Raw genomic sequence first — 21,714 nt, forward strand, 5'->3', positions numbered from 1 at the left:
CTGAGAGGTCAACGGCTTATTAGGACTCACTGCTCCCAAGGACGTTGCTGAAGCCTCTAAAGACGCCCGTGACTAACTGAGAGAGGCAAGTCATGGTCGACACCCGTTGAATCTCCTCTACCTTTGTTCACGAACTGCCAGAGGACTGACGGCGGATCGGAGGGGTACAGGAGTTATTGGTTCATTAGAAATTCATCGATCAGGTTCTTGTATCGACGGTAAGGGCAAGAGTCTGCAGAGAGGCGAGGGGATCTTACAGACTGCACCTAAAGATGATCTTGGGCTAGCTTTGTTGGACGTAGCGATCTCACCTTCACCCTCTTCACGCAGTGTTCTTACGTTTGTGACGTCTAAAGCTCAAGGTCGTCGATCTCGATCTCGATAATGTCGCGGGCTCGGCGCAAGGCTGCAAGTGTTGTACTATAACCCGGGGATACTGCGAACACAAAACCCATATACCGCTCGGAGAATGGAGGTGCCTTGACAACCGACCCAACCGTAGCGGTTATCTCTATAGAGGTAACGAACCGGGTTGCTTCGGCTGCTTTGAGATTCCCAACCGATAGCAGTATGCCAGACTTTGGAGTTGGCAGCATTAAGACGCCGGAGTAGCTGCGCTTTTGAGTTGCTTGCAAAGTTTTATGTGAGTCTCCTAAAGTAGCTTGTGAGACTAATATCTCCTCTAGGGTGATCCTCGGCTCGAATGCTAGGGCCTTGGAGCATGAACCTCCTATAGATCTGGCTGCGATCTCAATTAAGAACAACTGACCCTCACTGGTTACACGGAACTCTGCGTGTATAGGTCCCGTCCATAGTCCAAGTGAACGACAGGATCTCTGAACCACTCGCTTGGCCTCTGTAATGACCTTATCGGGGAGGTTAGAGGGAGTTATGTAGATCGACTCTTCGAAGTAGGGTCCGACGAGTGGTTCCGGTTTGTCGAAGATAGCTAACGTAACTAGTTCGGAGTCGACGAGAACACCCTCTAAAGCGTGTTCACTACCGTCTATGTACTCTTCGATCAACAGGTTGTCTTTATGGGTTACAGAAGATGCTATCTCTATGGCCTGTAGAAGTTCAGAGTAGGAGTTAGCACGGCTAACACCACGTGACTGCGTCTCTGAGGTTGGCTTTACGACGATGGGGTATCTGATGTGTGCATCTGCAAGGGTTTTGGCGATCTCTTCTGGGTGCTGGTGACCTTGGATTTCGATGTAACGAGGCTGGGGAATCTCATGCTTCGATAGCCTTGAGCGCAATAACTCCTTGTTGAGCGTAGCTTCTACGGCATCGATTGGATTTGTAGGTAGGCCGAGCCTCTGGGATAACTCTGTGGCTAACACGACCGATGCTTCGTCCACCGCTACTACGGCGTCGAGGCGAAGCTTATCCAGTTCTTTGAAGGTAGCGTCATCTATTTTCCAGTCCTTTACCCTATAGACCCTGTTGGGAGGGAGAATCGATGGCGTATCGGCGTTGGTGACTATGGTTATGTCAAGATTTAGGTGTGATGCGGCTAGGACAAATGCGCCATTTCGGTAGCTTGTGGATGGTAGAACTAGTAAAACTTTGGTCATTGCAACTATCATGCTAGGTGAGAAAAGTTTTTGTTTATGCGGAAGGAAGTCTCCGGGGTATGGATATGTCATTTAGTGTATCAGAGAGTGCACAAAAGGTCGTGGATGAGGCGCGTCGCTCTGAGGCTGATCCAGATACGCTGGGACTTTGGATAGAGGTGGTGGGTGCAAGTGGAGAGAGCTACACCTATGACGTGTACTTCCAAGAGACGAAGCATGCGAGCCTCGATGATCTCGTCATACGAGATGGAGATACTCCTATAGTCATCCCGAATAACTCCATCGATGCATTAAGTGGTGCAAAGTTGGACCTCGATGATGAAGGTGGTCTGGTAATCGTGAACCCCAACTCTCCAAGTGTTGCACCCAAGGTAGATCTAGACTTTGGTCCTGAAGCCCTCACGAACGAACTCGCCCTAAGGGTAAGTGCGGTATTGGCTGACGAGATCAACCCATCGATAGCGGCCCATGGCGGGAGAGCAGACCTGGTAGGGGTTGTCGAAGACACGGCTTACGTGGTGATGGGAGGAGGTTGCCAGGGCTGTGGTCTTGCGGCTGTTACACTTTCACAAGGAATTACAGTTGCTATAAGAGAGGCAGTTCCTGAGATCAAGCAGGTTGTAGACGTTACTGACCACGCCTCCGGATCAAACCCGTTCTACCAGGAAGCTAAGAAGTAGCAGACTCTAAGTTCTGCTACACAGTTTGGTGAGTAGATCTAAGTGGAAGAGCGAGCCTCTCTTTGGGATGTGAGGCTCGCTCTCTTTAGGTTACCAACTGTGTAGTTGTTGCCTCTGCAGCCTATGCCTTCGTTAGCTCGACCTCGAGATGGATAGTTACCTCATCACCTACCACAGCACCGCCGGTCTCCAACATGGCGTTCCATGTAAGTCCGAACTCCTTGCGTGAGATCTTGGTCGTAGCACTTATACCGCTACGCACGCCACCGTATGGGTCAGGTCCTGCACCGTTGAACTCAGCCTTTAGCTCAACCGCTTTGGTGGTGCTCTTTATAGTCAAGTCGCCCTTGATGATGTAATCGCTACCGTCGGGGACGATCTCAGTGGACGTAAAGGTGATGGTCGGATAGTTCTCTACGTCAAAAAAGTCAGCAGACTTTAGATGGCCATCCCTGTTCTCATCACGTGTGTCAATTGATGCTACATTTATCGTGGCGTTAACTTTGGACTTGGTGACGTCTTCATCGACCTCTACCTCTCCACTAAAGTCGTTAAAACGTCCTCTTACCTTCGACACCATCATGTGCCTGACAGAGAACTCCACGTTTGAGTGGATTGGATCGATGACCCACTTTCCTGTCTGCAAACCTAGATCTGTAGCTGTTGTCACATTTCCTCCTACGTAGTCGAACAATTAGTTCAATTTTAAACTAACGCGAATGTAGCCCTGATAATTCCCGGTCGTAGTTTGGCAACTTCGAAGCACCTCTAGGGCAGCGAGCTTATACTTTCAGCCTAAGAGGGAGCGCCTTAATGAGCTGATCTCGCTCTCGGTGACTCCGATAAATTCTAGATACTCCTCAAACCCGCCATAGGTTGAAACCAGCCAGTCGATGACCTGTGACATGGTTCTGGGCTCGGCAGCCATTAGAGATGCCGGCAAAGACCTAACGTAACGAGCCATATCTGGGCTGATGTTGTCCAGCCAAGTAAGCATGTTTGTTACCGCCAGCTGGGTGAGTGCGTAGTCTTGCACGATAGTATCGGGCTCTACTCCTAATACGCCCAGAAGCACCATGGCAACTACTCCAGTACGGTCTTTGCCGACGGCACAGTGAAAGACGACAGGATGGCTGTCTGGGTCAGAGATCGTACGAAATACCTGATACAGCGATGGAGCTCCCTCTGTCAGGATCTCCTTGTACCTATATGTGAGGTAGTCGCTGTCAGTCTTTGCTCTCTCCGGATCTGCTGAGACGTCCATGAGAGGTATGTGTACAAAACGTGCAGGGGTGTCTGGTTTTTTGGCGTAGCTTCCTCTTCTTAGCAGCTCATCTTCGGTGCGAAGGTCAAGGACTGTCCGAAGCTCCAACTTCTTTAGATCATTTAGGTCTTTGGCGGTTAGTTGACCAAGATTGTCTGATCGAAAGACTCGCCCCATCTTTACGCGCTTGTCGCTTAGGCCTTTATATCCTCCCAGATCACGGAAGTTGAACACCCCTTCGAGGGGGTAGAAGCGATCTACTGACTCGCCGTTGGTGATGATGTCTGTCATATGGATCCAGACTAGAGCCCATAGATGACACGGAGGTGGCGTCAGCGTAACGAATAGGTGATGAATCCGGTCGATGACCACTTATAGTGAAAAAACCTCTAAATGTGGTTTAAGTTTGAAGTCTGTCGGTACGAAGAGTATCTCTGAGAGCCGGGAATCGTCTGCGGGGTCTCAGCACAAGTTGGATAGTTCAGGAGAATGCCTAATGAAGATAAACAAGTTGAAGAGATGCCTAGAGAAGGCGCAGGGAGAGGATGGATTTACCCTGATCGAGCTCATGGTTGTCGTGCTCATCATCGGAATCCTGATGGCGATTGCGATTCCAACCTTTTTGGGAGCGCAGAAGTCAGCACAGGACCGCTCTGCTCAAAGCGATCTGCGAAACCTGTTGACCTCTGAGGTGTCGTACTACACTCAGAATCAGTACTACGCCAATGCGACAGATCTGGCAAATCAGGATCCATCATTTGCCTCTAAGTTGAGCGGAACTTCACCGGCGATAACGGTGGCAGCGCCGAGCGGTGAGACGTTGAGCAGCTCTGGGGCAACGACGGTGTGTCTCTCAGAGGCGTCACAAAGCGGCACAACCTGGGGTATCGAGGAGATAGCCACGGGTAGTGGAGCCGGAACATGGTACTACAAGGGCACAGGTTCCTTTAGCTGCTCCGCGACGCCGACTGCAGTAGCTGGAAGTCTCAGCCAGGACGCTGCAAGCGTGGGCTGGTAAGCAGCCTCCCAGAGATAGCCAAGCACCCTTTGCCGTCCCTCTAAGAAGACCGGCAATGGGTGCTTTTTGTCTTTAAGTTATGGGCTTAGGAGCCGATGAAGCAGGAGGAGGTTGTAGATCAGTTGATAGGGGACCAGAGTATTGCTACCAATAGGTTTCGGTCTGAGGATGGATTTACCCTTATCGAGCTCATGGTTGTCGTGCTCATCATCGGAATCCTGATGGCGATTGCGATTCCAACCTTTTTAGGGGCACAGAAGTCGGCGCAGGACCGCTCCTCCCAGAGCAACCTAAAGGCAGTATTAGCCGCAGAGATAGCGTTTTATGATTCACATGGGAGCTTCGCTGCAGCTGGTGTAGGATCAGGAACTCTTGGATCGGCCGATCCGGAGTTCGCAAGGCTACTAACTTCGTCAGCTCCAAGCGGCGCAGGCACTACCAACGATATCTATATCGCTCTGGCTTCAGTTCAAGGACAAAATGGCCAAGCGTTCTGTGCATTTGAGTACTCTGCGGGCGGGTCTTTATATGGAGTAGAGGCGGTGGCAGTGGGCAGCTCTATGGGGAACTACTTCTATGCGAACCAGGGTTCTTCCCCTTCGGTTCCATCTGGGTGCGCGGTCCCTCCAGCTCTTGGAGGTTCTATCGCCTCAGGGATCTGGACGACCAGTGCACAAGCCGCAGGTTTTTAAGCGGATAGATAGATTATGTACGTCTTAGGTTTCGTGCTCGGTGCGGTTATGGGATCTACAGCTAGTGCGCTGGCCTATCGTCTACCACTTGAGATGGATCTCGTCTTTTCTAGGTCGATGTGTCCGCAATGTGGCTCTAAGATCGCTTTTTACGATAACGTTCCACTCCTGTCTTACCTTGTGCTACAGGGTAGATGTAGGAGATGCCACAAAAAGATCTCTACTCAGTACTTCTTGCTCGAACTCTTTAGTGCTTTGTTGTTCGCTTATCTTGTAGGACGATACGGACTAGGACTTAGACAATTCGGTCTTTACCTAGCCGCCTTTTTGGCGATCACCGCTTCGATAATCGATCTTAAAGTCCATAAGATCCCCAACAAAATCACCTACAGCGGATTTAGTCTTCTAATGCTCCTAACTGCCGTGGAGGCTTTTGAGGTTCACTCCCTAAAGCCGTTAGTTGAAGGGGTCGAGTCCGTCGTGGTCTTTGGTGGATCGCTTGTTCTATTGGCGATCCTAAGCAGGGGCATGGGACTAGGAGATGCAAAACTAGTCGCAATGTTGGCGCTAGCTCTAGCTCCATTTGGTCTTATGGCCACACTATACGGCCTAGTTGTAGCGTTTCTGGCTGGTTCTATAGTGGGGGTTATCCTAATGGCTTCGGGCAAGGCTACGAGGAAGAGCGCGATTCCCTTTGGACCCTTTATAACCTTGGGCTTCCTCCTTGTTCTTATAGTTGGCAAGCTCTAGGTCTCAACCTCTATGGCGGTAAGTGACAAACAAAAGGCTCAAGGTTTTGCTGTCTATGTCGACCAATCTATTGTGAAGCGTTTTCGACTCTCGTCTTGGTTGACCGGCTCGTGTGAGGTGTAAATTGGCGGAGAGGATTCTCGGCATCGATATCGGTAGCTTTGCCGTCAAGTTTGTTGAGGTTGAGTTCAAGGGGAGTCCTCCTAAACTCATGAAGCTTGGACAAAAGACCTTGCCTCGCGGAACCGTTGTATCTGGAGAGGTAGTAGACATCGAGGCCGTAGCTTCTACCCTCAAAGCTCTGCTGGCCTCGGCCGATGTGCGAACCAAGCGTTGTGTCGTTGGTCTGGGGGGTTCTAGGGTAGTTGTTCGGTCGCTTCTAAACCCCGAGATGACGGACGCCGAGCTAAGAGACGCTATCGCCTTTCAAGTAATTGAGTCATTGCCGATCCCTGCTTCAGAGCTTGTAAGCGACTTCGAAAGACTTGGAACGGTCTCTGTCGACGGTAACAGCTTCGTACGAGTCTTGCTCGCTGGGGCACATGAGAGCGTTGTGAGAGCTTCGCTTGAGGCTGTGAGACGTGCGGGGCTACACGTGGTTGGAGTCGATGTAAATGCACTCTGCAGTGCTAGGGCACTAAAGCGTATTACGGATGATATGTCAAAGGAGCCGTCAGTGGAGTCATCTCCGACGGTAGACGCCTCATCCTTTGCGATAATCGAGGTTGGTTCCGACGTAACCGACATAGTTCTGTCTTCATCAAACGAGGTGCGCTTTGTGCGTACCTTGCAGGTGGGTGGCGGTGAGATCACCAGACGCATTCAGGAGGTCGCCAGTTGCGACGAGGCCACAGCTGAATGGTACAAAAGAGGTGGACACCTTGAGGAGAAACAGATAGACGCCTCCTTGAGAGATGGAGTGTCGAGGGTAATCGATGAGGAGGTGACCCGCCTCACTCAAGAGGTTGCTAACTCGCTTGAGTATTATCTGCTTCAGTCCGACGACCTCAACATTGAAAAGGTATTCCTCGGTGGTGGGGGAGGGCTTATAAAGGGCCTGGATGAACAGCTTCGAAACAGGCTCTCCGTAGAGGTCGAGTTGGTTCCAGCATCGCCGTACTTCGATATGATATGTGACGCCTCGGTCTCGGAGTCTGACAGGAAGCTCTTAAGCCTCTCTGGTCTTACTGCGCTTGGATTAGCGCTCTGGAAGGCTGGAGATCAAAAAGAAAAGCGGATAAACCTAATTCCAAAGAAAACGGTGTATCGGGAGTCTATCAAAAGAGAGGTGTCGGTATTTGCGCTTGTGTTTGCGGTGTTAGCCGGGGGACTGGGCCTTCTATCTCTCCGACAGACTCAGGCGTTGTCGGCCAATAACGCCGAGATAGATGGGCTTAATGCGCAAAGCGCTAATTTGCAAGCAAAGATTGGAGGATATCGAGAGGTCGCAAAGCTCTCTTCCATCGTGCAAGGTCTCAAATCACAGGTCGGTACCGACCTAGAGGGATCGATATCGTGGGCAACGGTGATATCGCAGATAGCGTCGGTAACACCTTCTGACTCTTGGTGGACGCAACTACAGACGTCACAGGCGGCGATCGGAGCTCCAGCCTCCCTCACGTTTTCCCTGACAGGGTGTTCTCAGCAGTCTCCAAAGAACTGGCTCCTTGCGCTCTCGGATCTAAGTTTTGTTCAAAATGAGTGGGTGTCCTCGTCAAATCTTGCTCCGGCGTTCGCCTCAGGGCAGGCATGCCCCGGTTATAGCGGCGGATCTGGGCAAGGGCTAGAGAACGGCGTTACCACTTTTTCCTCTACAGCTACGTTGCCCCAAGGCTTCAGCTCTAATCGTGCGTCGGTGTATCTATCAACGGTGGTGAACGGATGAATAATGCGAAGGTTAGGTATATAGCTGGAGCGGTGATCCTAGTGCTTGTAGTGGCAGGCTGGTACTTCTTTTACTACTCTTCGCTCTCCACTAAGGTCTCAGCAAGTGCGCAGGTTATTACCACAGATCAGCAAAACCTTGCGCTACTGCAAAGTAAGCTCGAAGGGCTGGTAAGGGAGGACAAGAACTTACCAACACTCAAACGGGAGGCATCGGCGTTGCAGAGAGCCCTGCCTTCTTCTCCGCAGCTTCCGCAGCTATTCAATGACTTCAACCAAGCTGCAGCGTCCTCAGGGCTTCCGCTAATCAACATAACTCCTACGCCACCTTCCTCAACTCCCCAGGCGGCTGGTACGACGTCTGGTTCTCCATCTAAGGCCACCGCTCCATCTATCTTCTTCTCCATCCAAACCGAGGGCGGTTACTACCAGGTCGAGAGTTTTTTGAAAGATCTGGATACTCTAAGCAGGCTGGTGAACGTTGAGTCTGTCTCAATTTCTGCTGCAGGCCAGCATGTCCCTGGATATCCGAGCTCAGAGGGTGAGATTCTGAGTGTAACGATAAAGGGGCAGGCCTTTGAGTCGCAGGGAACTTTACAGTAAAGAGAGGTTATCGAGATGTCTATCACGGAGAGCGAAGTAAAAGAGCGTGACGATCAAGTAGGCGGAGGGGAGGAGACCTCTAGCCCACCTAAGAAAAAGGGCTATGCACCAGAGCGTAGTGCCCGAACTGTTGTGGTGGTGCTTACGGTCCTGGCCATCTCGGTTGCAACATCTCTATTTATCTACAAAGGTGGCTTGACCTCACAAGCGCCTGTCAAGATTCCGCAGTCTCTGCCAACCTTTCCAAAGACATCGGGGCACAGAGTTATTGACGCCAACTCTGGAGTCTCTGTCTCAAATCGGTCGAGTGGTTCAGTCAACCGCTCTTCACGGACCACTACGCCCACGGTGCAAAAGAACCCCTTTACTCCGTTGGTAAACACCTCTTCTTCGCCGTCTGCTCCACAAGGGTAGATACGCCTTGCGGCGAAGCAATATCTCGCAACTGAGGTTGTAACCTCTGGCTTCAGATTGCCGCTTGTCTGCGGCGGCATATTTATAAGGGTAGTTCTGAGATCCCTTGCTTGATGGATCCTGCGACAGGGCTAGATAGACCGACTGAGGGAACACATCCTACCGACTTGGTCTCAATCTCCTTGGAGGTTGCACGAACCTCCAATGGAACGTTTGCGTATCCCAACCGCCTTGGGAACGAGAGTCAAGTAAAGATCAATTGAGCAAACTGAAAGATCGATAACCGCTAAATTGCATCATTTCTAAAGGGGGTCTGGATCCATCGGGGATCGAGAATGCACTTTTTTCTGCGATGAGAGTGTGTCTACTAGAGCCTATTTAGATACGGTCATTGAGTAAAACAACAACGACAAACCTAGGACCGATGACTCTCTAAAAGGGGTAACGGTCCATCTGCCTATCGATGCGGGCTGATGTCTTTGCGGACCTTCAGTGCCTACTAGTTGGTACCTCCCCAAACTCTGCAGTCCTTAGACTCTTAGGCAGTGTCCTTTGACTCCAAAATTAGCCTTCCGGGCTTATTTGTCATGATCTAAGGCTCATCTCTTCGCAGTCTGCGTGATCTGCGTATGAATCCATATGAACCTTGTAGTAGGTCGCACCCTCGACCAAGTCATTGATGCTTTCTATTGCAGATACGTTGCGCAATGAATGGATCAAGGTGTAATTGCAAAGATTTACGTTCGTTTAGACCTTATTGACCATGGCATCGACCCTTAGATGCATGGACCTTCTCATAGCAGTCGAACTCTGCAGCTTCTACAAGGACTAGTTGAATTTGTAACTACTGAACTTCTTAGGGAGCTTCAGCTTATTAGATGCTGTGTGTTTTGTCTGAGGTGTGCTCGGCTTTGGCCCCAGACTATGTCGTAAACGACTCGTCTAACTGTTTCCAGTTTCTTTCAGAGCGCCTCTTGCCTCTTGGCTATGGGGAACTGTTTTGGAGTTTGCAGTGCTGATTATCTATCGGATCGCATACCCAGGGTGGGAGTATCCTCTCTCCTGAGTTACGCAGCAATGGGTGTGCAGATACTGCAGGAACATGTGAGTTTAGTTCCTCAAGTCAATTCGAGTAATAGTAAGTTCTAGGTGGCTATCCTGTTTTCAATGTTGAGGTTTTTGACTGCAGGCGAATCTCATGGCAAGGGACTCGTAGTAACGGTTGAGGGAGTCCCCTCTGGACTCAGTGTAACTAAGAAAGATATTCAAAATGAACTCGCACGTAGACGCCTAGGTTACGGTCGCGGACCGAGAATGCGCTTTGAGGCTGACGAGGTTGAGCTACTAACAGGGATCAGACACGGTCGCTCTCTTGGGTCGCCGATAGCGATCGTAATATACAACTCGGAGTGGGAGCGAAAGTGGACGGAGGAGATGTCTCCTGAACCTGGAATCCCTTCTAAGGTGCTAACGAAGCCTAGACCTGGGCATGCCGACCTTTCAGGTATGTTGAAGTACGGCTTCGCCGATGCCCGAGACGTTTTAGAGAGAGCCTCAGCGCGTGAGACAGCAGCAAGAGTTGCAGCAGGATCGATCTTCAAACTCATGCTTAGGGAGCTAGGAGTAGAGATTCTAAGCCACGTAACCCAGATCGGATCTGTGGAAGCTGTGCTTTCAGAGCTTCCAACTCCGGCAGATCTTGAGCTGATCGACTCCTCTGAGGTTAGATGTTTCAAAAAAGATGTCGAGCAAGACATGGTGGCAGAGATAAAGGCGGCTGCTAAAGTTGGAGACTCTCTTGGAGGTGCAGCTCAGGTTCTTGCATATGGAGTCCCAGTCGGCCTCGGCAGTCACGTTCATTGGGATCGCAAACTTGATGGTCTTATAGCGCAGGCCCTCATGTCGATACAGGCGGTCAAGGCAGTATCAATCGGGGATGGAGTCGAGGTGTCCTACAAGCGTGGGTCTGAGGCGCACGACGCAATCTTCTGGGACCCGGTTTCTGAGTCTTATACGAGGGATACACACCGAGCTGGAGGCATCGAGGGCGGTATCTCCAGTGGAGACCTTATTACTGCGACCGCATGGATGAAGCCGCTTGCAACGCTGAATCGACCGTCGATCGAGACGGTAGATGTAGTCTCTAAGGAACAGTCTTTCTCCTTTAAAGAACGAACCGATGTAACTGCAGTGCCGGCGATGGGTGTGGTTGCGGAACATATGATGGCCTATGTACTTGCTCAGGAAGCGACGCGGAAGTTCGGTGGAGACTCTATGGCTGAGATGAAAAGAAACCTGACATCTTTTATCAATAACTTAGGCTCGGCTGACTCTCGAGTCGGAGAAGGGTAGTTTGGCGACACTGCGCCCGAGTCTGATCGCACTCAGTGGAATGATGGGAGCCGGCAAGTCCAAGGTTGCTGCAGAACTTGCCACCCTTTTATCTTGGGAGTCTAAAGATCTGGACTCTATCGTAGAGGACATTTTGGGTGAGACGATAGCCTCGTATATAAGCGTGCATGGGGAGCAAGCGTTTCGTTTCTGCGAATCGAAGGCTCTGGCTCAGGTGCTGCAACTACCTAGGCCGCTAGTACTAGCCCTAGGCGGCGGAACCCTTATGTCTTTGGAAAACCAACGGATGTTGAAAGATGCCGGAGCGTTTATAGTCTGGCTCGATGTTCCGCTTGAGATAATTTACAGGAGACTGAGTGCGCCGGAGGAGATCTCAAAGCGCCCACTGCTAAACGTAAAAGATCTCTACCTAGCGCTATCTGATCGGGAGCGAAAGAGGCGTCCAGGGTACGAAAGTACCTGCGACCTTAGGATACACACACACTCCATGTCGGCATCGGAGGTAGCCCGAGAGATTGAGAGAAAGATCGGGTTCTCTTTGGAGAGTGAGGAAGTTGAGTGAAAAGCATTACTAAGACGGTACGAGTGTCACTAGGGGATCGGAGCTACCCGATATTTGTGGGCAACGGCGTCCTAGACGATGTCGACCGATTCATAACCGCGCGCTACGACAAGGTAGCAATCGTTACCCAAAGGGAGATTCCGTGGCAACTGAAGCTGTCGGTAGAACATGAAGTCTTCATCGTGCCAAATGGAGAAAGCGCCAAAAGTCTATCGACGGTCGAGGCTTTATGTTCTCAGCTCGCGCGTTTTGGTTTAAAGAGGAACCATCTTGTGATTGCTATGGGCGGTGGAGTGGTAAGTGATCTGGGGGGATTCGTAGCTGCGACCTATTATCGTGGCACCGACTATATAAATGTTTCAACGACGCTGCTAGCGATGGTGGACGCGTCTATTGGAGGCAAAACGGCAGTTAATCTGCGAGAAGGTAAAAACCTTGTGGGAGCGTTCTGGCAACCCAAGGGAGTCTTTTGTGACTTGGATACTCTTGAGACTTTGCCGGATCGTGAGTACAGATCCGGGCTGGGCGAGATGGCAAAGTACTCCTTTATCACTGACGAGGACTTGGTTGGCCTTTCGCTGTTAGAACAGGTTTCAAGGTGCGCCGAAATCAAGGCGGAAGTGGTTGCCGAAGACGAAAGGGAAGGTGGACGGCGAGCTCTACTGAACTACGGCCATACACTAGGCCACGCTATCGAAGCGCAGAGCTTTCATCGACCAAAGGACGAACGTCTAAGTCATGGAGAGGCAGTTGCGATCGGAGTAGAGTTTGCAGCGAGACTAGCTTACGTCGCTGGTCGGATAGGTGAATCGTCGCTCGAGCGTCATCGAGCTGTTTTGGACTCTTATGGACTTTCGTACAAAATGCCCGAGTGGATAGATATAGATAAAGCTTTGGAGTTTATGGCTCGTGACAAGAAGTCGCAAGGTTCGCTTACCTTTGTTTTAGACGGTCCCAATGGACTAGAGGTTGTGAGAGACGTCCCTGAGTCGTTGGTCTGGGAGGTTCTAAGTGAACGATAACTCAATCCTCTTGGCGCATGGTCCTAACCTCAATACCTTGGGGACGCGTGAGCCGAAGATCTACGGCTCTACGTCTTTGGGAGAGATTGAGACGGCGGTAAGGGTTCTAGGCGCAGAGTTGGGGCTTCAGGTTGACACTTTGCAGTCGAACTCAGAGTCCGTGTTGGTGCAAGAGGTGCAACGAGCCAAAGGTCGTTATGACGCCATAATACTGAACGCCGGTGCGCTGACACACTACTCCTTTGCCTTGGGTGACGCGCTGGCATACTATGGGGGGCTCGTTGTTGAGGTCCATATGACCAACGTGTATGCGAGGGAGAACTGGAGGCATCTCTCAGTTGTGGCACCCCACGCTAAAGGTAGCATCGTTGGATTCGGTGCAGTAGGTTATGAACTAGCTGTGCGGGCGGTCAAGCAGTTTCTGTCGAACAGCCTCTAGGCTGTGTGTCAAGTTCATTTTTAAAGCTTTAGTTGGAAGTTGGTAAGTCAAAAAGTGAAAACGTACAGATCTGACGAGCAGCGGCGAGATCCTGCTCAGGTCGCAGAGGAGAGACGCAAAAAGTTGCGACGGAACTGGGGCTTTATCGTTCTGGCCATACTTTTAGTTGCGATCATTCTCAGCAATCTGCCCCAGGCATCGACAACTTCGTCGAAGCAAGCCGATATGAAGACAATGATGAGCCAGGTTCACTTTGACCTTTTGGGCTGTAATCAGGCGGTGCTGGATGCATTCGATGCGTTGCAAGCGGTGCAAAACCACACTGCAACCAACCTAAAGACAGCGGACACGATCCTCTCTCAGGACCTTGCACAGTGCACCATCGTCAACTCAGACTTGAACAACCTGGCAGACTACGTTCCAACAGGAGATCTGATCCGCCTCGATGTACAGCCAGCCCTGAACGACTACTACAACTGGGCCTTTCCGAATGCCTCTGCAGTGATATCGTACATAACCGATCTAACCAAAAGTCCCCATAATCCTTTGTATGTATCCAAGATTAAAAGCAGGTTTCAGATCATGGCGTACGACCTCAAGGCTGCAAACTCTGTGATCGCGACAGCCTGTAACGAGATCCATATGGCTCCTATATCGATATCACTGTTCTCCTTGAAAGATGTTCCCAATGGACTTTTGAACTGAAATGTTTGTCGGCATCGAATGGCTCCGTTCTGATTTGCGCATAAGAATCAGAGCATCCGCATCAGAGAACAACGTCGTCATCAGAGAACAATGAGAAGCGAGTGTTCTAAGTTCAGACCCCCGGTATCTGTCTCCCTCGACGTACTTCTGTAAGTGCCCTCAACCGGCCTCTTTGGCGTGAAGGGTACGCTGTACCTCAGCTAAGACTCCATTTACAAATCGTCCAGAGTCAGAGGTGGAGAACGTCTTTGCGAGCTCTACCGCTTCGGATATCGCCACGGGGGCTGTAACATCTGAGGCGTATATCAGTTCGTAAACAGCCAAGCGTAAAATATTCCTATCGAGGCTTGGCATTCGAGCTAGCTCCCAGTTGTTAAGGTGCTGGCTACAGGTTCTGTCGATAAGCTCTTGATGTTCAGCTACACCGAGAACTCTGTCGGTGACGAACTCCGACTCAGGTAGTGTTGACCTGCCTAGAACCTCACGTATCGGGATATCCAGTATCTCAGCCTGGTAGAGAAGCGTTAGAACCCGTTCTCTTTCGGATCTCCGTACATCAACGCCGTTCATGATCGCTGACTACGCTCTTGTTATGTATTCGTTGGTTCGGGTATCAACCTTTACTTTGTCGCCGATGTTTACAAACAGAGGAACTTGGATGACTAGACCGGTCTCCAACGTGGCAGGCTTTCTAGCTCCCGAGACGCGATCTCCCTGAATTCCGGGCTCTGTCTCGGTGACGGTGAGCTCGACCGAAGCGGGTAGCTCTGTAGCGACTACCTGGCCTTCGTACATCGAAAGGGTTATTGAGTCGCCCTCTTTCATAAACGACACTGCGGATCCGATAACTGATTTGTCGACTTGAAGCTGCTCATAACTTACATTGTCCATGAAGACGTAGTGGTCACCCTCTCGGTAGAGGAACTGCATCTCTCGCTTTTCGATGATCGCTTGGTCCATCTTCTCATCGGCTCTATAGGTTCGCTCAAGTACCTGTCCCGTACGCAGATTCTTGAGTTTCGTGCGCACAAATGCACCACCTTTTCCAGGCTTTACGTGTTGAAACTCGACGATGGTGAACAACCCTTCAGGGAGCTCTAGTGTCATTCCGTTTTTAAAGTCATTAGTAGATGTACTTATAGCCATATGTGCCTCTGCGTCTATCCTAGGTGTACCCCGCAACAGTTTAGTGAGGGTGGAATCCTTTGGACGCGTCTGGATCTGGGAGCTATTAGCGCCATGGCTACAACTCTGCGTTAGTCTGACGCGTCTTCTTTGCCCAGAACATGTCCCAGCTATACGTTTGCTTCCGATCTCATAACGGCTATGCGGATGAGTAGTAGATAGTGGGCGTGTCAAATTCTCCAACACTTGCGCAACACTATCATCTAAAATCGTACCTCAATGGTTCGGCCGTCGTCCGGACAGATGAGAACATCCCCTAGGGCGTTGTAGGACCCATTAGCTCTATGTATTTGCGGTTGCCTTTAGCGAGCGAACCTGTTCTCTGCGTCAAAGGTACTACCAAGTGTCTGACAAAAACTGGCCGAAGGACTGCTCTGCTATATAAAGTATCCCAAGTAAGTGCGTAAGCGCCGGTACACCTCATTGAGGTCACCTGACGTAACCCAATAAAGTTGGACACATTCCTATTCCGCCGTAGTAGCTAGTGCTAACGATAGCTCGTAGTTGACCGGCGAGACGTCCCTAATCTTTCAGTACCGGCACCTACTGTTGTAAAGGTCCATGTAGTTCGAGATTCCACGTCTGAGATCTTAGAGGCTTTCAAAGGTGTAACGATAAAGTTACTTGTATTTGAAGATCAATTAGAACGACTAAGAAGTGCCATGGATCATAACATTACCCCGTTCTTCCCATGGACCTCCTGATGCCGGTGGCCTCACACAACGCTGCAACCTTGCGATCGCCAAATTTAGCGCCCCTATCTGTGTTTAGAACCATATTGGAAAATGCAACCGTTTCTGATTGCGCATACAGATCAGAGGGCGTCGGTGACGAGTTCGGTTCTCATGTGATCTGAGATGGAAAACCTGAGCACTCTACCAAAGTGTTCACCCCTCATTCATTGCACAGAGATCCGCAAAGCCTGATCCAATACTTAGGTAGGTAATGTCCGATGTCACCACCCCACTTACTCTGCCTTGGTCGAAGTTTTGTTCCACTAGATCTAGGGAGTAGGTGGCACCTGGACCTTCTATGGTCGTTACCACCTTCAAGCTCTAAGGAGAGATACCTTGGGTGCCGAGCTCTTTCATCTGCGAAACTACGGTGTTGTGTCTCACAGATTCATGAGGGTCAAAGAGCTCCCTTCTGCACTGCTTGGCGACGGATAGGCTCTCTCTTTGAAAGAGCTAGAGGTGGTACCTAAGCACGAAAGACCTTGAGCAGTCTCGCCATCTGTGAGATTTCAAAGTTTGCGCACTTAGCTTCCACCCATGCAAATCTCTCCTTTGTGATGGTTCTGCTTTCGAAGTACGCTGACTCCTTTCTCAGGAACTCGTTGTCCTTGCACAGCTAGCAAGGCTCCCGACCAAAGCGAATGAGCTCTTGGCGTTCGGCCGAGCTAAGCGGTTCCTCAGCCATAAAGACGACGCTTCTTCTAATCCCCGATGTTCGTCTCTCACCCAGAGATAGAGCGAGTCCTCTTCAACAAAGAACTCTTTATCGACCGCAGCAACCCTTCTCCCGGAGTCGATGACCCGATGGGCTGCTTTAGTCTTGAACTATAAGATGAACTGTCATCTACTGGCTTCCAAGATGACATTCTTCCTGCCAGAATCGTAAGTGGGCTTGGCAGGTGTCTAGTTTCCTTGGGTCGCCTCAGATAACCCGAACGGTCTGCTACAGCTGCAGATGGGCAGTGCTTATCTAACTCGTCTGGGGGCAAGTTAGCTTAGTTGCCATCTAAGGGCAACGTCTCGCTCTGTGCGTTAGTTACCTCAAGATCCATTGCTTGTCGGCTCTGGTTAGTTGGTTACTCCCGTCCTTAGAGACCAAGATCGTGTCCTCGATCCTGACTCCAAATCTGCCGCTCAGGTATAGACCGGGCTCTATTGTTACAACAAACCCTTCGGTTATCTCCACTTCAGTATCTGTAGAGATAAATGGTCTTTCGTGAATATCGAGTCCCACTCCGTGTCCCAAGCCATGAGCGAAGTATTGGTCGACCCCGTTTTCTTTGAAGACCGATCGCGCTGCACCGTCCATTTCTCTGCCTGTTACTCCGGGGCATAGAGTTGCGACTGCCCTTTGTTGGGCTTCCAGGACGAGTTCATAGGTCTCGCGTACCTCCGCTGAAGGTTCACCAAAGAAGTAGGTTCTAGTGCAGTCGGAGTGGTAACCAGAGTGAACTGCCCCAAAGTCTACGACGACTACGTCACCCTCTCTAATACGTCGATCGGTTGGATGACCGTGAGGAAGAGAAGATCTCTCTCCGCTAGCAACGATAGAAGGAAATGAGCGATCTTCGGCGCCGAACTTGAGCATCTGGTACTCTAGCTCGATTGCGAACTCGCGCTCTGTAACTCCGGTGGTAAGTAGGGTCTTTGTGTATGACAAGGCCCTATCTGCTATTTGGCACGCCTTTTCGATCTCCTGTATCTCGGTGATGTCCTTAGTCCTTCTTAGAAGTTGGACGCTTTGATCTCCGTCAACAACCTCGACCTCTTGTCCGAGGTACGTCGTAAGTTCGTTGTAGTCAGCTACTGAAAGGTGTGATGTCTCAACTGCCAGCCGTCTTATGTCATTTCGTCTTGTCTCCGAACTTACCAGCTCGAGGATCCTATATCCCTTCGGTTCGCTAATAAGGAATCTAATATCATCCAAACCTGAACGTTGTAGTTCGAGAGAAGCCTGCTCCTCGTACCTCGAGTCTGTTAGGAAGACCGATGGTAGCTGCGGATGTGCGAATACTATCATCGCTGCATTAGAACCTGTGAAACCGCTGAGAAAGCGTACATTGGTTAGATTCGAGATGAAGAGCGCCTCCTCCTTACGATCGGCGATGAGAGATTTGAGGTTTTCGATGCGGTTTTTTATCGTTTTGCGTCCCATTCCCAGTCTTTTTCTGTTAATTTTCTAAGTACGGATATGGCTTTACTCTCAGACTAATGTTTCTTTACCTTTCTATAACTTTACTCTCAGACTAAGGTGGAGGATATAGAAAGTTCTACTCGGACAGTAAGCGGTTGTGTAGTAGTAGGTTTGAAAGTGAAGGGTGAATGGATTCGTTTGTAGCGGCGTCTAAGACTGTGCCTCTATCGCGCCAAGTGAGAGGTTATATAGCCCTAACGAAGCCACGTATAATTGAACTTCTTCTGATAACCACCGTGCCAGCGATGGTAGTGGCGAAGGGTGGGATCCCATCCCTGTGGAAGATGGCGATAACGGTGGTGGGTGGTACCTTGGCTGCCGGTGGCGCCAACGCAGTCAATATGTGGTTCGATCGTGATATCGATGCAGTAATGAAGAGGACTCAGCACCGACCGCTAGTGACTGGCGACGTGACCCCTACCGGAGCACTGGTCTTCGCCGTTGCCCTTGAGGTAGTCGCCTTTGCACTCTTAGACCTCGGTGACAACTTTCTGTCTGCTGTTCTGGCGCTTTCTGCTGCCCTTTTTTACATATTTATCTACACGTTGTGGCTCAAGAGGTCGACATCTCAAAACATCGTGATAGGTGGAGCAGCAGGTGCAGTCCCAGTCCTTGTGGGATGGGCTGCGATTCAGAACAATATTACTGTGGCATCTTTGTTGATGTTCTTGATCATCTTTCTTTGGACTCCTCCTCACTTTTGGGCCTTGGCCTTTCGTTACAAGGAGGATTACTCAAAGGCCAACGTCCCCATGCTCCCATCCGTCAAGAGCATGCGATCTACCTCTGTGCAGATAATGGCGTACACTTTGGTGCTCACAGCGGTAACCTTGGTGCTTGGTCCCATCGCACACCTTGGAGCGCTCTACGACTTGGCGGCACTAGCCCTCGGACTTGGCTTCTTTGCATACTCCTACCGGCTCTATAAGACGGAGAGTCCAAAGGTGGCTATGCGAGTGTTTTCTTACTCGATCACTTATCTCATGCTTTTGTTTATTGCAATGGGGGTTGACGTAGTTGTCCACCACGGCTAAGGAGCGTCGAGACACGATGAACTCAAGTGACCCCGTTTTCAAAGGTTCCGTATTGAGCTCAAAGAAACGAGCAGTTGCAGTGGTATTGCTCGTAACTTCGCTGTTTGTTGTGATCTACGCTGTATATCTATCGACGGTGGTCGTAAAGAGTAAGGGTTCGACTACCAACCTGATAGCCAGTGCATCTGGAACAACCCTCACGGGTCCGCTACAGGGGCGTATGCTTCCAAAGTTTTCACTACCTTCCCTCGGAGGAGGATCTACTTTTCTTGGTTCCAGCTACATTGGCGGTAAACCTGCAGTGGTGAACTTCTTTGCGTCATGGTGTACATCTTGTCAGGCAGAGATGGCAACCCTTACCCAAGCCTCTAAGACGTACGGTCAGAAGGTGACTTTTCTAGGTGTAGATGAGAACGATACCGCATCTGCTGCTACAAAGTTTCTTGCTAAGTACGGTGTTCGGTACCCAATTGCCTACGACCCAAAGGTATCGTTGGCTGGCCCATTTCAACTTGTGGGTCTTCCGACCACTTTATTTGTTGAGCCAGACGGAAGGATCTATAGAGAGGTTCTGGGAACAATGAGTTCATCTTTACTATCCAAGAATCTGAGAGCTTTAGAAGAGAAGGCGAAGTGATTCTGCTCAAAACTACTCACAACTGCGCTCAGGTTGATCTAAGGTGTTTCACAGGGCACGTGGAATGTTCCAAGGGGTGCTTTTAGTGAGAGGAAGCAATTTAGCCACAAGACGGGTAGATGAGACGAATAAATCTACACGCAAGGTTTCGGTAAGGCCGCTCTTAGGGGATCGTGAAATCCTCTTTGCTGTGGACTTCCGATTGGAGGGACCGTGGTCTCGTCAGGAGCTTGGCTCCGAGGACGAGCTGGTCCATGAGCAATGGATGCTCAATGCGTTCAGGATAAGCATAAGTAACTATTGGTTGACGCTAACTACTAACTAAAAGGGGGTTAGGTTGTCGAAAGGAGCACGAGCGGGACTCGTCATGGTAGCCTTCGCAGCCGCTATAGGAATTATCCTATTCGGTGTATTTGGCTACCTTAGGAGTAGCCCGCCGGTCGTGTCAGCGGTTCCTTCTGCTACGCAGCCAAACACGGTTAACGTGACGATGCAGGTAGATGGTGCCGTTGGTGTTGGACCTCACCCGACTTGGGTGGGTTATTGGATTCAGGGTGCAAATGGGCAGTACAAGCAGACAACGCTGCTCAAGGTGCCTGTAAACACATATGTTCATGTAAAGCTATATGAGTACGACAGCGGTGGTCCACTCCGTAACCCGTATTGGGGTAAGGAGATAGGTACTGCTGGGAACGTGATCGTTGTGAACGGTCAACCGGTCTCTCTGGTTAACTCTTACGCTGGAAACGGTGTAGCTCACAACTTCGATGTTCCTGGCCTTGGCGTAAATGTAGCCCTTCCGGGGGTCAACGGAAATGCCAAGAACTTCTGTAACGTAGGTCCTTGTAATCCAAGCGAGGCGCATAACCTGATTCAGTTCACCTTTTACTCGGGTAAGACGGTGCACAACTATCGTTGGCAGTGCTTTATACCTTGTGGTCTTGGTTATCTGACCGGTAACGGTGGACCTATGCAATCACTTGGTTACATGGCTGGATTTGTTCAGGTGGTGAAGTAATGGCTCTAAAGACATCAGAGGAGAGTGGATCACCGGCTGCGATTGCTAGAAAGCACGGTTCCAGGATCGTTGCGATCTGGTTTATCTTGTCGTTGATCATTGATTTGGTCGTGTGGTTCGTATGGGGGCCACATATGCCGCCTGGAGATATGACAACAACGGCAGCAGGACAGCAGTTTGACTTCAAGGTTCTAACTGTGATGTCTGTCCCAGTGTTGTTAATGGTCTGGGTTTACGGCGCTTACGTCATTATCAATTTCCGTGATCGTGGCGACCATGCGGACGGCTACTACGTGAAAGGAAACCGTAAGTCTCAGGGACTTTGGTATGCCGCCACTGCGGTGCTTGTTCTGTTCCTAGCCGGATTTGGTACCTACGAGCTTGTTGTTCCTGCTGGTGCTGGTGTGGGAGAAGGCCCTTCGCCTATTTGGAAGCCAGCGAGCACGGCGCATATGCTTCAGGTTCAAGTCATAGCCCAACAGTGGCGTTTCACCTACAGGTGGCCACAGTTCGGAGGAATGGAGACGACGTCTTTGGTGCTTCCGGTGAACACAGAGATCCAGTTCAACGTGACTTCATTGGACGTCATTCACGACTTCTGGGCATATCAGCTAGGTGTTAAAGCTGACGCAAACCCAGAGGACAATAACGTGGCCTATACGAAGACTCAGCAGACTGGACGCTTCGTAGTCCGCTGCGATGAGCTATGTGGTATCTGGCACGGTGCGATGTATAACTACGGAAACGTTGTTTCGCAAAACGCGTTCTATCAGTGGGCTACCAACATGGAGGCTCAAAACGCATCTTTGACGAAGCTGCTTCCTAAGTATTCGACCGTATACGTACCAAATGATAACGTGGCCGGAGGTCAGTACTTCAATGGCTAGTTGTTTGCTAGCCAAGGGGACTTTTGATTCGGTCCAATGCTATATCTGTTTCTCACGAATGGG

23 protein-coding genes are annotated in these 21,714 nt (G+C 50.4%); 16 read left to right on the plus strand and 7 right to left on the minus strand.

Annotated features, from left to right (window positions below):
* Positions 1-350: 350 nt before the first annotated feature.
* Complete coding sequence (locus BUA24_RS02415) at positions 351-1,577, minus strand: ATP-grasp domain-containing protein (protein WP_072788393.1); 1,227 nt, start codon at positions 1,575-1,577, stop codon at positions 351-353.
* 65 nt (positions 1,578-1,642) lie between these two features.
* Here BUA24_RS02415 and BUA24_RS02420 point away from each other — a divergent pair, with 65 nt between their 5' ends.
* A complete protein-coding gene (locus BUA24_RS02420; RefSeq protein ID WP_143146346.1) occupies positions 1,643-2,257 on the plus strand; it encodes a NifU family protein in 615 nt (204 codons plus the stop codon).
* A 121-nt stretch (positions 2,258-2,378) separates the two neighbouring features.
* On the opposite strand, the gene BUA24_RS02425 is transcribed toward BUA24_RS02420, so the two are convergent.
* Together BUA24_RS02425 and BUA24_RS02430 are read right to left on the minus strand one after the other, a co-directional pair.
* The gene (locus BUA24_RS02425) at positions 2,379-2,927 is read right to left on the minus strand and encodes a YceI family protein (protein WP_072788396.1); all 549 of its coding nucleotides are present in this window, start codon (positions 2,925-2,927) and stop codon (positions 2,379-2,381) included.
* Between the two features lie 120 nt (positions 2,928-3,047).
* Positions 3,048-3,812: a tyrosine-protein phosphatase gene (locus BUA24_RS02430; RefSeq protein ID WP_072788398.1), complete on the minus strand. Its 765-nt coding sequence runs from the start codon at positions 3,810-3,812 to the stop codon at positions 3,048-3,050.
* A 205-nt stretch (positions 3,813-4,017) separates the two neighbouring features.
* Here BUA24_RS02430 and BUA24_RS13080 point away from each other — a divergent pair, with 205 nt between their 5' ends.
* The 11 genes from BUA24_RS13080 (at position 4,018) to BUA24_RS02485 (ending at position 13,962) form a co-directional block, all read left to right on the plus strand.
* Positions 4,018-4,539 carry a type IV pilin protein gene (locus tag BUA24_RS13080; protein ID WP_072788399.1) on the plus strand — a complete coding sequence of 174 codons (522 nt, stop codon included), beginning with the start codon at positions 4,018-4,020 and terminating at the stop codon, positions 4,537-4,539.
* 95 nt (positions 4,540-4,634) lie between these two features.
* Complete coding sequence (locus BUA24_RS13085) at positions 4,635-5,231, plus strand: type IV pilin protein (RefSeq protein WP_072788400.1); 597 nt, start codon at positions 4,635-4,637, stop codon at positions 5,229-5,231.
* Between the two features lie 15 nt (positions 5,232-5,246).
* Positions 5,247-5,981, plus strand: coding sequence for a prepilin peptidase (locus tag BUA24_RS02445; protein WP_072788402.1), 735 nt, complete (start codon positions 5,247-5,249; stop codon positions 5,979-5,981).
* Positions 5,982-6,105: 124 nt separating this feature from the next.
* Positions 6,106-7,866: a type IV pilus assembly protein PilM gene (pilM, locus tag BUA24_RS02450; RefSeq protein ID WP_072788404.1), complete on the plus strand. Its 1,761-nt coding sequence runs from the start codon at positions 6,106-6,108 to the stop codon at positions 7,864-7,866.
* Positions 7,863-8,468 carry a type IV pilus inner membrane component PilO gene (locus BUA24_RS02455; protein ID WP_072788406.1) on the plus strand — a complete coding sequence of 202 codons (606 nt, stop codon included), beginning with the start codon at positions 7,863-7,865 and terminating at the stop codon, positions 8,466-8,468. Before pilM ends, BUA24_RS02455 begins: the two co-directional genes overlap by 4 nt.
* Before the next feature lie 15 nt (positions 8,469-8,483).
* A complete protein-coding gene (locus tag BUA24_RS02460) occupies positions 8,484-8,882 on the plus strand; it encodes a hypothetical protein (protein ID WP_072788417.1) in 399 nt (132 codons plus the stop codon).
* A 1,167-nt stretch (positions 8,883-10,049) separates the two neighbouring features.
* A complete protein-coding gene (aroC, locus tag BUA24_RS02465) occupies positions 10,050-11,234 on the plus strand; it encodes a chorismate synthase (protein WP_072788419.1) in 1,185 nt (394 codons plus the stop codon).
* A gap of 1 nt (position 11,235) precedes the next feature.
* On the plus strand, positions 11,236-11,796 hold the full coding sequence (locus BUA24_RS02470; RefSeq protein ID WP_084660113.1) for a shikimate kinase: 561 nt from the start codon (positions 11,236-11,238) through the stop codon (positions 11,794-11,796).
* The gene (aroB, locus tag BUA24_RS02475; protein ID WP_072788421.1) at positions 11,793-12,818 is read left to right on the plus strand and encodes a 3-dehydroquinate synthase; all 1,026 of its coding nucleotides are present in this window, start codon (positions 11,793-11,795) and stop codon (positions 12,816-12,818) included. Before BUA24_RS02470 ends, aroB begins: the two co-directional genes overlap by 4 nt.
* Complete coding sequence (locus BUA24_RS02480; RefSeq protein WP_178138673.1) at positions 12,808-13,257, plus strand: type II 3-dehydroquinate dehydratase; 450 nt, start codon at positions 12,808-12,810, stop codon at positions 13,255-13,257. The genes aroB and BUA24_RS02480 overlap by 11 nt, the downstream gene beginning before the upstream one ends.
* A 54-nt stretch (positions 13,258-13,311) precedes the next feature.
* On the plus strand, positions 13,312-13,962 hold the full coding sequence (locus tag BUA24_RS02485) for a hypothetical protein (protein WP_072788423.1): 651 nt from the start codon (positions 13,312-13,314) through the stop codon (positions 13,960-13,962).
* Between the two features lie 159 nt (positions 13,963-14,121).
* Here the strand turns inward: BUA24_RS02485 and nusB are convergent, their stop codons facing one another.
* The 4 genes from nusB to BUA24_RS02500 form a co-directional block, all read right to left on the minus strand.
* Positions 14,122-14,532: a transcription antitermination factor NusB gene (nusB, locus tag BUA24_RS02490; RefSeq protein WP_072788425.1), complete on the minus strand. Its 411-nt coding sequence runs from the start codon at positions 14,530-14,532 to the stop codon at positions 14,122-14,124.
* A 9-nt stretch (positions 14,533-14,541) separates the two neighbouring features.
* Positions 14,542-15,108 (minus strand): elongation factor P, encoded by a 567-nt coding sequence (gene efp / locus BUA24_RS02495; RefSeq protein ID WP_072788427.1) that lies wholly within the window; start codon positions 15,106-15,108, stop codon positions 14,542-14,544.
* A 926-nt stretch (positions 15,109-16,034) separates the two neighbouring features.
* Positions 16,035-16,199: a hypothetical protein gene (locus BUA24_RS12390; RefSeq protein ID WP_178138674.1), complete on the minus strand. Its 165-nt coding sequence runs from the start codon at positions 16,197-16,199 to the stop codon at positions 16,035-16,037.
* 718 nt (positions 16,200-16,917) lie between these two features.
* On the minus strand, positions 16,918-18,036 hold the full coding sequence (locus BUA24_RS02500; protein ID WP_072788428.1) for a M24 family metallopeptidase: 1,119 nt from the start codon (positions 18,034-18,036) through the stop codon (positions 16,918-16,920).
* A 167-nt stretch (positions 18,037-18,203) separates the two neighbouring features.
* Between BUA24_RS02500 and BUA24_RS02505 the strand changes: the two genes are divergently transcribed.
* The 4 genes from BUA24_RS02505 to BUA24_RS02525 all read left to right on the plus strand — a co-directional run bounded on the left by BUA24_RS02505 (position 18,204) and on the right by BUA24_RS02525 (position 21,651).
* Positions 18,204-19,109 carry a heme o synthase gene (locus tag BUA24_RS02505; RefSeq protein ID WP_072788430.1) on the plus strand — a complete coding sequence of 302 codons (906 nt, stop codon included), beginning with the start codon at positions 18,204-18,206 and terminating at the stop codon, positions 19,107-19,109.
* 16 nt (positions 19,110-19,125) lie between these two features.
* Positions 19,126-19,746, plus strand: a complete 621-nt coding sequence (locus BUA24_RS02510; protein WP_072788432.1) for a TlpA family protein disulfide reductase — start codon at positions 19,126-19,128, stop codon at positions 19,744-19,746.
* A 337-nt stretch (positions 19,747-20,083) separates the two neighbouring features.
* Positions 20,084-20,764, plus strand: a complete 681-nt coding sequence (locus tag BUA24_RS02520; RefSeq protein WP_072788436.1) for a hypothetical protein — start codon at positions 20,084-20,086, stop codon at positions 20,762-20,764.
* Positions 20,764-21,651 carry a cytochrome c oxidase subunit II gene (locus BUA24_RS02525; RefSeq protein ID WP_072788438.1) on the plus strand — a complete coding sequence of 296 codons (888 nt, stop codon included), beginning with the start codon at positions 20,764-20,766 and terminating at the stop codon, positions 21,649-21,651. The genes BUA24_RS02520 and BUA24_RS02525 overlap by 1 nt, the downstream gene beginning before the upstream one ends.
* Positions 21,652-21,714: the final 63 nt, after the last annotated feature.

This window comes from Ferrithrix thermotolerans DSM 19514 (assembly GCF_900128965.1).
In the GTDB taxonomy this organism is placed as follows: Bacteria; Actinomycetota; Acidimicrobiia; order Acidimicrobiales; family Acidimicrobiaceae; genus Ferrithrix; species Ferrithrix thermotolerans.

Coding starts and splice junctions, on each gene's coding strand:
- BUA24_RS02510 (WP_072788432.1), top strand. CDS start 19,126: ATGAACTCAAGTGACCCCGTTTTCAAAGGTTCCGTATTGAGCTCAAAG.
- aroC (WP_072788419.1), top strand. CDS start 10,050: ATGTTGAGGTTTTTGACTGCAGGCGAATCTCATGGCAAGGGACTCGTA.
- BUA24_RS02525 (WP_072788438.1), top strand. CDS start 20,764: ATGGCTCTAAAGACATCAGAGGAGAGTGGATCACCGGCTGCGATTGCT.
- BUA24_RS02460 (WP_072788417.1), top strand. CDS start 8,484: ATGTCTATCACGGAGAGCGAAGTAAAAGAGCGTGACGATCAAGTAGGC.
- BUA24_RS02415 (WP_072788393.1), bottom strand. CDS start 1,577: ATGACCAAAGTTTTACTAGTTCTACCATCCACAAGCTACCGAAATGGC.
- BUA24_RS02500 (WP_072788428.1), bottom strand. CDS start 18,036: ATGGGACGCAAAACGATAAAAAACCGCATCGAAAACCTCAAATCTCTC.
- BUA24_RS13080 (WP_072788399.1), top strand. CDS start 4,018: ATGAAGATAAACAAGTTGAAGAGATGCCTAGAGAAGGCGCAGGGAGAG.
- BUA24_RS02420 (WP_143146346.1), top strand. CDS start 1,643: ATGTCATTTAGTGTATCAGAGAGTGCACAAAAGGTCGTGGATGAGGCG.
- BUA24_RS02445 (WP_072788402.1), top strand. CDS start 5,247: ATGTACGTCTTAGGTTTCGTGCTCGGTGCGGTTATGGGATCTACAGCT.
- BUA24_RS02430 (WP_072788398.1), bottom strand. CDS start 3,812: ATGACAGACATCATCACCAACGGCGAGTCAGTAGATCGCTTCTACCCC.
- efp (WP_072788427.1), bottom strand. CDS start 15,108: ATGGCTATAAGTACATCTACTAATGACTTTAAAAACGGAATGACACTA.
- BUA24_RS13085 (WP_072788400.1), top strand. CDS start 4,635: ATGAAGCAGGAGGAGGTTGTAGATCAGTTGATAGGGGACCAGAGTATT.
- nusB (WP_072788425.1), bottom strand. CDS start 14,532: ATGAACGGCGTTGATGTACGGAGATCCGAAAGAGAACGGGTTCTAACG.
- BUA24_RS02505 (WP_072788430.1), top strand. CDS start 18,204: ATGGATTCGTTTGTAGCGGCGTCTAAGACTGTGCCTCTATCGCGCCAA.
- BUA24_RS02455 (WP_072788406.1), top strand. CDS start 7,863: ATGAATAATGCGAAGGTTAGGTATATAGCTGGAGCGGTGATCCTAGTG.